This window comes from Symbiobacterium sp. (assembly GCF_040797425.1).
Classification (GTDB): Bacteria; Bacillota; Sulfobacillia; order Symbiobacteriales; family Symbiobacteriaceae; genus Symbiobacterium.
This window is the reverse complement of the sequence record NZ_JBFNEH010000040.1, coordinates 1-12,129: the sequence shown is the minus strand read 5'-3', so window position 1 is coordinate 12,129 and position 12,129 is coordinate 1. Positions and strand designations below refer to the sequence as shown.

At 67.1% G+C, this 12,129-nt stretch carries 12 protein-coding genes; 4 read left to right on the top strand and 8 right to left on the bottom strand.

What is annotated here, in order from left to right:
• Positions 1-136 precede the first annotated feature (136 nt).
• The 7 genes from AB2385_RS12630 to AB2385_RS12600 all read right to left on the bottom strand — a co-directional run bounded on the left by AB2385_RS12630 (position 137) and on the right by AB2385_RS12600 (position 6,974).
• Entirely contained in the window at positions 137-970 is an 834-nt protein-coding gene (locus AB2385_RS12630; RefSeq protein WP_367655370.1) for a cytochrome c oxidase assembly protein, read from the bottom strand.
• Between the two features lie 341 nt (positions 971-1,311).
• Positions 1,312-1,632 (bottom strand): cytochrome C oxidase subunit IV family protein, encoded by a 321-nt coding sequence (locus AB2385_RS12625; RefSeq protein ID WP_367655369.1) that lies wholly within the window; start codon positions 1,630-1,632, stop codon positions 1,312-1,314.
• Positions 1,633-1,646: 14 nt separating this feature from the next.
• Positions 1,647-2,276: a cytochrome c oxidase subunit 3 gene (locus AB2385_RS12620; RefSeq protein ID WP_367655368.1), complete on the bottom strand. Its 630-nt coding sequence runs from the start codon at positions 2,274-2,276 to the stop codon at positions 1,647-1,649.
• A gap of 1 nt (position 2,277) precedes the next feature.
• Positions 2,278-4,164, bottom strand: a complete 1,887-nt coding sequence (ctaD, locus tag AB2385_RS12615; protein WP_367655367.1) for a cytochrome c oxidase subunit I — start codon at positions 4,162-4,164, stop codon at positions 2,278-2,280.
• 151 nt (positions 4,165-4,315) lie between these two features.
• Entirely contained in the window at positions 4,316-5,350 is a 1,035-nt protein-coding gene (coxB, locus tag AB2385_RS12610; RefSeq protein WP_367655366.1) for a cytochrome c oxidase subunit II, read from the bottom strand.
• 222 nt (positions 5,351-5,572) lie between these two features.
• Positions 5,573-5,938 (bottom strand): DUF983 domain-containing protein, encoded by a 366-nt coding sequence (locus AB2385_RS12605; RefSeq protein WP_367655365.1) that lies wholly within the window; start codon positions 5,936-5,938, stop codon positions 5,573-5,575.
• A gap of 4 nt (positions 5,939-5,942) precedes the next feature.
• A complete protein-coding gene (locus AB2385_RS12600) occupies positions 5,943-6,974 on the bottom strand; it encodes an SCO family protein (protein WP_367655364.1) in 1,032 nt (343 codons plus the stop codon).
• A gap of 219 nt (positions 6,975-7,193) precedes the next feature.
• Here AB2385_RS12600 and AB2385_RS12595 point away from each other — a divergent pair, with 219 nt between their 5' ends.
• The 4 genes from AB2385_RS12595 to AB2385_RS12580 all read left to right on the top strand — a co-directional run bounded on the left by AB2385_RS12595 (position 7,194) and on the right by AB2385_RS12580 (position 10,241).
• A complete protein-coding gene (locus AB2385_RS12595) occupies positions 7,194-8,087 on the top strand; it encodes a heme o synthase (protein ID WP_367655363.1) in 894 nt (297 codons plus the stop codon).
• A 123-nt stretch (positions 8,088-8,210) separates the two neighbouring features.
• The gene (locus tag AB2385_RS12590) at positions 8,211-8,639 is read left to right on the top strand and encodes a DUF420 domain-containing protein (RefSeq protein ID WP_367655362.1); all 429 of its coding nucleotides are present in this window, start codon (positions 8,211-8,213) and stop codon (positions 8,637-8,639) included.
• A gap of 537 nt (positions 8,640-9,176) precedes the next feature.
• Entirely contained in the window at positions 9,177-9,458 is a 282-nt protein-coding gene (locus tag AB2385_RS12585) for a hypothetical protein (RefSeq protein ID WP_367655361.1), read from the top strand.
• 303 nt (positions 9,459-9,761) lie between these two features.
• Positions 9,762-10,241: an inorganic diphosphatase gene (locus AB2385_RS12580; RefSeq protein ID WP_367655360.1), complete on the top strand. Its 480-nt coding sequence runs from the start codon at positions 9,762-9,764 to the stop codon at positions 10,239-10,241.
• A 166-nt stretch (positions 10,242-10,407) separates the two neighbouring features.
• Here AB2385_RS12580 and AB2385_RS12575 read toward each other — a convergent pair whose 3' ends face one another.
• Entirely contained in the window at positions 10,408-11,733 is a 1,326-nt protein-coding gene (locus AB2385_RS12575; RefSeq protein WP_367655359.1) for a DUF5668 domain-containing protein, read from the bottom strand.
• Between the last annotated feature and the right edge of the window lie 396 nt (positions 11,734-12,129).

Here is a 12,129-nt window from a genome sequence, read left to right as displayed (position 1 = left end):
GGAGCCGCAGCATGGCCATGCGTGGCACTAATGAGACGATGCTGTAGGTCAAATGGTTCTGCGATTGCGAGAACTATGTACAGTTCAATCGCGTGGCGAGGCATCTCGTACGTTCCGAAAGCAAGCCGGCTTCAGCTCACACCGCCGCCCGGTCTGGGGATGCGGGGTCGGGGACGGCGTGCCGCTCCTCCCGGGAGACCCAGCGGAAGAAGATGATGACCCAGGCGAAGGTGAAGATGATGCTGCCGCTCAGGTGCATGACGGCACCGGCCAGCTGCTGGTCGGCCATGGCGTCCAGCCCGAAGATGCGGGGGGCCTGCTCGTAGAAGGGGTAGAGCACCACGTCCGAAAACGTGATCACGGCGAACGCCGCGATCTGGGTCAGGGCCGCCAGGAACAGATAGACCATCTGAGCGGGTTCCGAAAGGCGGGGCAGCGCCCGGGTGGGTGAACAGACCGGCCACCACATGAGCGTGGCGGTGAACACCAGGATGGCATGCTGCACGACGTGGAACCAGCGGTAGAGCAGGATCGCTTGGTAGGCGACGGGCAGGTGCCAGAAGGAGTAGATGAGGTTGAAAAGCAGGAGGGCCGGTGCCGGATGGACCAGGACGCGCAGGACCGCCTGCACCGGACGGACCCGGAGGAGGGGGAGCAGGGCCCACTCGGGCGTGCCCAGCAGGAGCAGCGGCGGCATGACCATGGTGAGCAGGGTGTGCTGGAGCATGTGCACGCTGAAGAGGTAGCGCTCCGAGAGGATGTGGATGGGGGTTCCCTCGCTCAGGTAGACCGTCCAGAGGCCGAGGGAGAAGAGGACCTGCTTCCAAACCGGCACCGGCGGCCCCCACCGGTACGCCCGGCGCCAGAGGTTGACCAGCAGGAGGTAGGCGGCGTTGAGCAGGATGGTCCAGGCGAGCAGGTCGGGGTACCAGAGTTCCTCGAAGCGATGGTCCCAGAGGGATGGACGCATATGGACACCTCGCTTTGCGGTTCAGCCACTGCCCAGCCGTTCGCCGCACGGACGTGGCGCGCACGTCTGGCCATCCGCTGCCGGCAAGCCGTGCGCTGTACGGACGGCCGCATGCGTTTGGCCAGCCACCGGACCCCGTGCCCTGTGGGGGTTGCCACGTGCGCCTGGCCGGCCACCGGCACCCCGTGACCCGTATGGGTCGTCACGTACGTTTGGCCGGCCCCTGGCACCCTGTATCCCGTACGGGTTGCCATGTGCGTCTGGCCAAGTGGCACGGCGGGCCCGGGATGCGGGCGCATCCATGCGACTCGGGCGGGGCTCCCGCACCCCGCCCGCTTTCTTTAGGCCAGGTTGATGAACTTCAGGGCGACCGTGATGAGCAGGGCCAGGGTGATGCCCACGGCGAAGACCGCCGTCAGGAGGCGGGCGTCAAAGCGCAGGTGCATGAAGTACCCGGCCACCAGGGCGAACTTGGCGAACGAGAGCAGGGCCAGGACGGTCACCACCAAGGTGGACATGCCCTGAACGTAGAGGATGAGGAACTCGGCAGCCGTGATCACCGCCAGCACGGCGCCCACGGCCACGAAGGTGCGGGCGGTGGGGTGATTCCGCCGCAGGGGGGTGACCTTGGCCTGCTGGCCGGCAGATAGACCGGATCGCACGACCTTCCCTCCCCTCACTGGACGAACTCGACCAGGTAGACCACGGTGAAGAGCACGATCCAGACGATGTCGACGAAGTGCCAGTAGAGGCCGGCCACCTCAACGTCGTCCGCCTTGTCGGCTCCCAGTCCGCCGCGCCGACCGTAGAAGAGCAGCGTGAGCAGCCAGATCACGCCCACGGCCACGTGGGCGCCGTGGAAGCCGGTGAGGGTGTAGAAGGCCGTCCCGAAGAGGCTGGACGAGAGGCTGAGCCCCGCGTGGTAGAAGTGGGTGAACTCGTAGGCCTGGAAGCTCAGGAAGGTGAGGCCCATCAGGGCTGTGAGGAGCACCCAGCCCATGGCCTGGCGAGCCTGGTTCCGCTGGGCGGCGTTCACGCCCAGCACCATCGCCAGTGACGACATGAGCAGCACGAAGGTGGAAACGGTGGTGAGCTCGATGTTGAAGAGGTCCCGGGGCCCGATGCCCGGATCGTAGCCCCCCCGGTAGACGAGGTAACCTACCAGCAGGCAGGCGAAGAAGATCGACTCCGACGAGATGAAGAGCCAGAAGCCCAGCTTGCGGTTGTCGATGCCCGTGTTGGTCGGGTGGGCGTGGTGCGCCCCGCCGTGGGCGGGACTGCTCTTGGCGTGGCCGTAGTGCGCCATCTCAGCTTTCCTCCCCCGCTTCGATCAGGGTGCCGCCTTCGCCCTCGAAGGCCCATCCCCAGATGGCCAGCAGCGCGATCACGAACCCGGCCACGATCACCGGCACGGCGTACGCCTCCCGCATGCGGAGGAAGAGCACTCCGGTTGCCGCCACCGTGGGCCCGAGCGCGAGCAGCAGCGGCATCAGCGACGGACCGGGCAGGTGGATGGGGCCCGCCGCCTGCGGGTCGTACACCAGCGCCGGCTCATCCGTCTCCGGGTGTTTGTGGAACCAGAAGGCGTCCCGCAGCCGGACCTCGGGAATCACGGCGAAGTTGTACACCGGCGGCGGGGAGGGAAGGGTCCATTCCAGCGTGCGGCCGTCCCACGGGTCGGCGGGGGCGTCCATGGGCTTGCGCATCGTCATGATGAAGTTGGTGATGAGCACCAGGATGCCGGCGGCCAGGATGAACACGCCGATGGTGGAGACCAGGTTCCAGAACTCCCAGCCCATTCCCGGGGCGTAGGTGTAGATCCGCCGGGGCATCCCCATCAGGCCGAGGAAATGGAAGGGGAAGGCGAACGTGTGGAAGCCGGTGAAGATGAGCCCGAAGCTCCAGCGCCCCAGCCGCTCATCCAGCATCCGGCCGAAGACCTTCGGGAACCAGTGGTGGATGCCGCTCAGGATGGCGAAGAGCGTGCCGCCGATCAGCACGTAGTGGAAGTGCGCCACGACGAAGTAGGTGTCGTGCTGCTGGGTGTTGGACGGGGCGACGGCGTGCATGAAGCCCGAGAGGCCGCCGATGGTGAAGCTGGCGAGGAAGCCGATGGCGTAGAGCATGGGGGTGGTGAAGCGCACCTGGCCGCCCCACATGGTGCTGAGCCAGTTGAAGATCTTCACGCCCGTGGGTACCGCGATGGCCATGGTGGTGAGGGCGAAGATGGAGTTGACCACCGGCCCCATGCCCACCGTGAACATGTGGTGGCTCCACACGGTGAAGCCCATGAAGCCGATGAGGGCGGTGGAGAAGACCATCACGGAGTAGCCGAAGAGCATCTTGCGGGCGTGGACGGGCAGCACCTCGGAGATGATGCCCATCGCCGGCAGGATCAGGATGTAGACCTCGGGGTGGCCGAACACCCAGAACAGGTGCTGGTAAAGCAGCACACTGCCGCCCTCGGCCACCTCGAAGAAGTTGGCGGCGAACGCCCGGTCAAACATGAGCATGATCAGCGCCACGGTGATCGACGGGAAGGCGAAGATGATGATGGCCGAGGTAACCAGCGTGGTCCAGACGAAGACGGGCATCTTCATCAGGCTCATGCCCGGCGCCCGCATGTTCAGGATGGTCACGATGAAGTTGAAACCGGTGAGCAGCGTGCCCACGCCGAGCAGCAGGAGACCGAGGGTCCAGAAGTCGGAACCGAGGCCGCTGGTGTACTGCACCGACGTGAGGTTCGCATAGCCGAACCAGCCGACGTCGGGCACGGCGCCCCGGGCGGTGCCCATCAGCCAGCCTGCGTTGATGAAGATGCCGCCGAAGAGGTAAATCCAGTAGGAGAAGGCGTTCAGTCGGGGGAAGGCCACGTCGCGCGCACCGATGAGCAGGGGAAGCAGGTAGTTCATGAAGGCGGAAAGCAGCGGCGTGACCCCGAGGAAGATCATCGTGGTGGCGTGCATGGTGAAGAGCGCGTTGAAGGTTTTGGCGGTGACGACTTCGAGCCCCGGCCGGGCGAGCTGCAGGCGCATGATCCACGCCTCGATGCCGCCCACCAGGAAGAAGAAGAAGCCCGTGACGCCGTACAGGATGCCGATCCGCTTGTGGTCGACGGTCGCTACCCACGACCAGAAGCCGGTCTGGGCGGTGGGGCGGGGGATGACCCCCAGCGTCTTCGCAGCGGTCGCCATGCGGTCAGAACCTCCGTTTCACGCAGGAGTATGACGGTTCCGGCTGCCGGCGGGCCGGGGCCCGCTTCCCCGCCAGGCGGTTCCCGGCGCGCACCGGGCATGTTCCATGGGTGGGCTCGCCGGCGCGCGGAACGACTGCCCTGGGATGCTGTCACCTGAGGCTCTGCAGGTACTGCACGATGGCATCCAGGTCCTGTTCGGAGAGCCGGGCGTGAGAGGGCATGGTGGTGCCCGGCTTGAAGTCTGCGGGGTTCTTCACCCAGGCTTTCAAGTTTTCATAGTCGTTGGGCAGGATGCCGGCGGCGATGGTGGAGCGCTGGCCCACGTCGGTCAGGTTCGGGCCCACGGTTCCCTGGGCGGCGGTCCCGTCCACGGCGTGGCAGGAGAGGCAGTTGCCGCCCGGCGCCGGCGACTCGAAGAGTTCCTTGCCCCTCGCGGCGACGGCAGAAAGCTCCCCGGGGCCTTCTTTCATGGCCTGCCGTTCCTTCACCCATGCGTCGAAATCGGCCGGGGGCATGGCCACGACCCGGAAGCGCATGTTGGCGTGGGAGTCACCGCAGAACTCCGCGCACTGGCCGAAGTAGACGCCCGGCTCGTCCGCCTGCATCCAGGACACGTTCACCCGCCCGGGGATCATGTCGGTCTTGCCGGCGAGCTTCGGCACCCAGAAGGAGTGGATGACGTCGTTCGACGTGATCTCCAGGCGGATGGGCTGCCCGGTGGGGATGCGCAGTTCGTTGGCGGTCACGATACCCAGACCGGGGTACTCGAAGGCGAACCACCAGCGGTAGCCGGTAGCCCGGACGGTCAGCGACCCATCGGGCGGCGTGGAAGTGGAGAAGGCAGCCTCGACGGTGGGGAAGGCGACGGAGATGAGGATGAGGATGGGGATGAGGGTCCAGATGACCTCGAGCCTGTGGTTGCCCCGGATCTGTCGCGGCACGCCGGTCTGGCCGGGCCGGGCCCGGAAGCGGAAGATGGTGTACAGCAAGGCTGCCGTTACCGAGACGCCGATGCCGATGGCCACGTACAGGGTGTAGAGCAGCAGCCCCGTCTGGGTCTGGGCCACCGGTCCCCTGGGGTCCAGCGGCGTCTGGGGCAGGGTGCTGCACCCCGCCAGTAGGCTGCCGGCCAGCAGGGCGACCACGACTTGTGCCGCACCGCTCAACCTGGTCCGCTTACCCACGAGTCAATCGCCCCCCGCATACCATCAAAGTTGTATGTCGGATTAGGGTGGTGAAAGGAGAGGCCACCCAAAGCATAGTACAAAAGGACTAGTCTGACAACCCGAAATTGTGAGACGCACTCTTGCGCACGGGGTCGCCTCCACACGGGACCGGGCGACGGGGCCGCACTGGCCACGGCCCCTTCGACCGACGCGTCGCCTGGCGCAGGACCCTGGACGGGGCTAGCGGCCGTCACGCCGCAGCCCCGTCATCGCGTAGAGGATGCCGACCCATGCGCCCTTCATATTTCGGTAGGTGCCCACGATGAAGGCCGCCCCGAACCCGCACCAGATCAGCAGCTGCTCCCGGGGGCCGAGGTCGGTGAGGGCAGCGGTGAGGTAGATGCCCGCCACCACGAGTACGGCGGTGACGCTGTAGGCCACCAGCATGGCCCCGATGAAGTCGCCCTCTTCGGGCTCGAACGGGACCCCGCACGCCGGGCAGCGCTCCGCCAGCCCCAGGGCGCCCCGGGCCATGGAGCCTCTGCGGCACGCCGGGCAGCGGAGGCGCAGGCCGTCCCAGGCGGCCCTGGCCATCGGCCACAGCACGGCATCACCTCCCGGCCAGCAGCTGGCGGATCTGCGCCATCACGTCCTCCGAGTTCAGCAGGTTGCCGTCGTGGAAGGCCCGGATCCGCCCCTCCCGGTCCACCAGGGCCACCCGGCCGCTGTGCTCGACCCGGTAGTCCGCCGCCTGCTGGGCTTTGGACGACCCCGTGACGGCGTGGTGTCCGGTCGGGGCCGACTCGATGCCGGGGGGTGCATCCCCAGCGGACGCTCCTGGTCCATGGTCATGGTGTGAAGCTGCCGCGTTCGGTTCTGTCCCGGCGTTGTGCAGCGCGTCTGCACCGGGCGTCCCGAATCCGGTGTTGCGGTGAGCATCAACGACGGGCGTCTCAGACCCGGTGTTGTGGTGTGCATCTGTAGCGGAAGCTCCTGACCCATGGTCATGGTGCGATTGTGCAGTGTGCGTCTCCGCACCGTGCTCATGGTGTGCATCCGCTGCTGATGCCGCTGATCCAGGGCCCTGGTGCGCACCCGCCTCAGGCGCCGACGCATCGTGGTGGTGGAACGCGTGGACCCGCTCGTTCGTGGGCACCTGCTGCATCCCCACCAGGAACCCCTCCTCGACCAGCGACCGCACTTCGTGCAGTTCGCCGGTGAGGAAGCGCCAGGACGACGTGTCCGCACCGTAGATCCTGGCGTAGGCCGCCAGCCTTTCCGGGGTGTCGTACTCCGGATCGACGGTGATGGAGAGGAGGTGAACCTTGTCGGTGAGCCCGGCCCTGGCCAGCTCTGCCTGGAACGCCGCCATCCGGGCACTGGTGGCGGGGCAGATGTCAGGGCAGGAGGTGTAGATGAAGGCGACCAGGTGGATGAGGCCGTCCAGGTCGGCGCGGATGAACGGCTGGCCCTCCTGGTCTACCAGGGCAAAATCCGGCACCTCGCCGAACACCGGAAGCGCCAGCCGGCGCATGGCGGTCCGAATGGCCAACACGCCGGCCAGAGACAGCACCACGAGGCTGACGGAGAGGAGCAGGCCAATGCGGATGCTGCGGGGCAGGGGTGCACCCTCTGCGACCACCGGAGTCCCTCCTTTCGGACGTCGAGACCTGTCTCGGGCGGATATATTATCCGTCAAGTCTAATAATTCCTGCGCCTGCGGCGGGGTTTTGAAAGATGGGAAACATTTTTATTACTTTGGCGCCGAAAGCGGAAGGATTCCGCCGCGGGGCGTCAAAACCATCCATTATACGCAGCGCAAGCGCGATAATTGGGACAGATGGTGAAGGGGGAGTGCCGCATGTCCGCACTGGCGGGGGAGCGGCCCGCACGGCAGGTGCTCCGGGACTACCTGATGCTGACCAAGCCCCGCATCGTCCTGCTGCTCATGCTGACCGGCCTGGCCGGCATGTGGGTGGCCGCCGGCGGCCCGCCGCCCCCGGGGCTGACCACAGTGACCATGGTCGGCCTGGGGATGGCCTGCGGTGCGGCCAACGCGATCAACATGTGGTACGACCGGGACATCGACGCCGTGATGAAGCGAACCCAGAAGCGGCCCCTGCCCGGGGGCCGGCTGAGCCCCGCGCAGGCGCTCTGGTTCGGCGTGACCACCGGTGTTCTCAGCTTCCTGATCCTGGCTACGGTCAACCTCCTCACGGCCTGCCTGGCCGCCGCCGGGCTGCTGTTCTACGTGCTGGTCTACACGATGTGGCTGAAGCGCTCTACCGTGCACAACATCGTCATCGGCGGGGCGGCGGGCGCCGTGCCGCCCCTGGTAGGATGGGCTGCGGTGACCGGGACCGTGGATTGGGCGGCCCTGGCCATGTTCCTGGTGGTCTTCGTCTGGACGCCGCCCCACTTCTGGGCCCTGGCGCTCTTCCGGGGTGAGGACTACGCCCGGGCCGGCGTGCCCATGCTCCCCGTTGTCCGAGGAGAGCGCGCCGCCAAGTGGCAGATCCTGCTGTACTCGGTGCTCCTGATCCCTGCGGGGGTCTCGCTCTACTTCACCGGCCGGGTGGGGGCCCTGTACTTAGTGACGGCCGTGGCGTCGGGCTGCGCCATGGTGGCGGCGTCAGTCAGGCTGCTGCGGGAGCAGATGCCCCGACTGGACTGGGCGTACCGCACCTACGGTTGGTCGCTGCTGTACCTCACCGTGATCTTCCTGGCGATGGTGGTGGGCGTGAACCGGGTCTGACCCCGGGCTGGGGGAGCACGCTCTTGTCGTACCCGGACCGGGTTGGGTGCCGGGGCACATGTACGGTCCCGAGGCCGCCAGTGGCGCGGCCCGGGGCTGGTATGAAGGGGGGAGGGAGGCGCCGTGGAACGCATCCTGGCCGTGTTGCCCACCGTAAACGCCGCACTGATCTCGGTCAGCGGCGTCTTCATCGTGCTGGGCATCCGGGCGATCCGCCGGGGCGACTCGGGGTGGCACCGGCGGGCGATGCTGACCGCCACCGGCCTGGCCACGCTCTTCTTCATTTTCTATGTCACCCGGGTCACGCTGGGGGGAATCTCCAGCTTCGACGGTCCCCCTGCCCTTCGGCCGGTCTACCTGGGGATCTTGTTCAGCCACCTGATCCTGGCGATGGTGCAGGTTCCGCTGGTGCTGATTACGCTGTACCAGGCGCTGCGCGGCCTCTTTCCCGTCCACCGGCGCATCGGCCGCCTGACCTGGCCGATTTGGCTCTACGTCTCGGTGACGGGGGTACTGGTCTACGGACTGTTGCGATTCCCATATCCTTCTTGAGCACCGCCCTGCGACAGAGCGTGCCCCGGCGGGCGCGCGTGCCTGTCTGAGCCTGTGGGAGGCCGCAGCGGGGTGCGCGGGCAGGCGGCCCAGGGCGAGGCCAAAGGGGTCGCTTGCAGGCCACTGGGGCGAGGCGCAGGTGGGTGTGGGTTCGCGGGCCGCTCAGTGTGCGCTGCACGTCGCGGTCTGGGGTGGCCCTGGGTGGCTCCATGCTTGCTCTCGGGCGGTCCCGGGGTGGGTTAGGGGTGACCAGTCTCAGGCGCCCTGGGTGGTTCCTTGCACTCGGTCTCGGGCGGCCCTGGGTGAGCCACGTGCGCCCGGTCCCGGGCGGGCCTTGGGTGGGTTACGTGTGACCGGTCTCAGGCGGGCCCGGGTGGGCTACGTGCGATAGGTCCCGTGCGGCCCCGGAGGGGTTGCAGTTGATCATGCCTCGGTGTGCCGCCTGGGGTCGCTGCGGTGACGGCGCACCGTAGGTTCCTTGCGTGAGCTACGTTTCGGCCAGCCGCATACGGCGGAGCGCAGGTGGGGGGCGTGCGCATGCGGCTCAAGCGTGCGACTGTGACCGGTGCTGCGGTTGGGTTTGCTCTGGGAATGCCGGTGTTTGAGGTGGCTCTGCTGACCATCCTCTTGATCGACGGCGGCCTGTTCAACGCGATGGTGGCCATTCGCTACTTCTCGCAACCGCTCAATCTGATCGTGCTGCTCGTGGTGCTCCACGTGGCCGGTGCGTTGATCGGCGCAGGGGTGGGCTATCTCGCAGGCTGCGTCCGGGTGCACCCCCGCGCCCGTCTGCGGGTAATCCCGGGCGGACGCCGCTGAGGCTGCCACTGCGGGCATCTGACGGGCATCTGGAGGACGATTCCGGCAAACCAGGCCATCCGACTGCGGCGGCGTCCCGCCTTCTCAGCTGCGGAGTGTTCACGGGTGACTGCCGTTGGGGCTTCCGCTGCTGTGGTGAGCAGGCCTCTCTGGCTTACCAGCCGTGAGGGCGGAGGCGCGAAGCCCCCCCGTCCGGTCTGAGAGAAATACCGGGGGAACGTCGCTGCGGGCATGAAAGGATGTTCCCTGCGCCCTGGCGAATCCTAAAGGATGGACGCGATTTGGGTAGCAGGAGGGCTCGCAGTGCAGAACGTGGTCGACATCCTGGTGGAAATCCCCCGCGGCAGTCAGAACAAGTATGTGTGGGACCCGGTCCGGCGTCGAATCCGGCTGGACCGAGTGCTGCACTCCTCGATCCACTACCCGTCCGACTACGGCATCGTCCTGGGCACGCACGCCGAGGACGGCAGGCCGCTGGACGCACTGGTCATTGTTACCATCCCGACTTTCCCCGGCTGCGTGCTTCAGGGCAAGGTGATCGGTTGCCTCAAGACGCGGGACGAGAAGGGCGAGGACATCAAGATCATCGCCGTGCCGGTGCATGATCCTCGCCTGTCGCAGTACGAGACGCTGGCCGACATCGCACCCCACCGGTTGAAGGAAATCGAGTACTTCTTCCACGCGTATAAGGAACTGGAGGGGAAGCAGGTCGAGATTCAGGGTTGGGGCACCGCAGCGGAGGCCATGGCGGCCATCGCCGCACACCGGGTGAAACCTGAATAAAGCGAAAAGCGAACAGGACCCCGCTCCCTCAACTGGGGAGCGGGGTCTGATGTGTTTTCGCCGCCTGTGCGTGTAGTGCATCGCAGTCCAGTCAACGGTCTGGAGCCAGTCCGGGCCGGTGTTCTTCGGGCCCATCACGTGGGTGCGTGCCCTGCGCGCAGCGGCGTCAGTCGACGGTCTCCAGCCGGATCTGCCCGATGCCGCCGGAGACCATCAGGTCGATGATCTCTTCAGCCTCCTGGAGGTCGCCCGTCACGAAGTAGCCATCCTGCCTGCGGAAATCAGCGGTAGCCGCGATGTGGCCGATGCCCGTGGCCACCCGTATGCGGGCCGCGCGATTCGCAGGCACCCGGATCACGATCTGGCCCACGCCGGCATCGATTCGCCCGGTGACCGCCCCCTGGGCGGGCAGGGTGAGCTTAACGTCACCCAATCCGGCGTGCACGTCCAGCTGCGGAACCTGCAGGCGGGAGAGGTCGATGGCGCTCTCCGCCACTCCTGTGTCCACCCGCAGGTTGATGGGTACCGCATCGGAGAGTTGCAGGTCCCATCGCCCCTGCCCGTGCTGGGAATCGAGGGGGCCGTGGACGGTGGAGCGCAGTTCGTAGTACGCGACGGAACCGTCCACGTGGTACTCCTCCGTAATCGACTCGTTGGTGAGGGGCACGACGGTGCCTTGCACCAGGCGGTCGCCCAGGTTCCCTCCGCCGACGGTGAGCACCGAAATTTGCGAATGGATGACGACCTGTGCTTCCGTGGCCTCTCCCAGCGGCCGGGAGATGACCTGCTCGGCCCCGGACTGTACCTGCTGCACCGGCTGTGCCGGCTCTGCCGGGAGTGCCGGGGTTTCGACCCGCAGGGGCCTGGCGACCATGAGCGCTACGGCTACAGCCGCCACGGTGAGGAGCACGGCCGCCGTTCTACCCCACGAACTGCGCCGCCCGAGCAGCATGTCGAGGCCAAGCGCAATCAGGCAGACAGGCCAGAGCCGCCAGAGCGCCTCCCAGATCGACCAGTCGATGAAGCCCAGGCTCTGAGCGAGCAGGAAGAGTCCGAGCAGAATGAGGAGGAGAGGACCGACGATCGAGGAGCGCCTCCGTACGGGCGCACGTGGCGGCTGGGCGGTTGGTGCCCACTCGGGGCGTGGGGCCCTGGGCCGGGGAGGCTGGTCTTCCCGGATGATCTCAGGCTCGTCCGCCAGGGAGGTGCGGAATGGGGTTGTGTGCGGCGGCCGGTAGGGCTGCACCGGCGGAATCGGCGGCTCAGGCGTCGCAAACCCGGGCTCCGGCCAGGCGTCCTCGAGTCGCGTCCGGCGCCCGGGCGTGGATTCCTCCCGCGGGCCAGGTTCCTGCTCGGCCCCTCGCTCGTACTGACGCCTCTGCGCCTCCTCCGGCTCGTCTCCCTGCCCAGGCTCGCGCCACAAGCCGGGCAGCTGCCCGAGCGCCTTCTCCCATTCCTTCTCCTGCCCGGGCTGGCACTCGAGGCCGAGCATCTGCCCGGGCTCCTTGTCCCACTCCTGCTGTGGCTCGCGCTCCAAGCCGGGCAGTTGCCCAGGCTCGGGTTCTGACGCGCGCTGTAGCTCGTAGGTCGGGTGCTGTCTCTGCCCGCGTGTTCGTTCTCGCCCTTGGTGGGTTGCTCGTCCGAGCTCCGGCTCGCTCGCCTTCTCCTTCAAGGGTTCCGGTTCCGGTGGGCGCTGCCGGTCCTGCTCGTCACGTTCCATTGAGACTTCGCCCCCTGTACTTGCCTCGCGTCTACTTGTTGGACGCCAGTCGTTGCGGCATCCCTTCATACCGCTTAGGTCAGCAGACGGAACGCCCCCGCAGGCCTGGAGTTGTAAGGTGGACCCCATTGTCAAGACACGATTTTGGCCTTGGTTAAGCTACACTCG

Coding starts and splice junctions, on each gene's coding strand:
- ctaD (WP_367655367.1), bottom strand. CDS start 4,164: ATGGCGACCGCTGCGAAGACGCTGGGGGTCATCCCCCGCCCCACCGCC.
- AB2385_RS12620 (WP_367655368.1), bottom strand. CDS start 2,276: ATGGCGCACTACGGCCACGCCAAGAGCAGTCCCGCCCACGGCGGGGCG.
- AB2385_RS12595 (WP_367655363.1), top strand. CDS start 7,194: ATGTCCGCACTGGCGGGGGAGCGGCCCGCACGGCAGGTGCTCCGGGAC.
- AB2385_RS12585 (WP_367655361.1), top strand. CDS start 9,177: ATGCGGCTCAAGCGTGCGACTGTGACCGGTGCTGCGGTTGGGTTTGCT.
- AB2385_RS12630 (WP_367655370.1), bottom strand. CDS start 970: ATGCGTCCATCCCTCTGGGACCATCGCTTCGAGGAACTCTGGTACCCC.
- AB2385_RS12575 (WP_367655359.1), bottom strand. CDS start 11,733: ATGCTCGGCCTCGAGTGCCAGCCCGGGCAGGAGAAGGAATGGGAGAAG.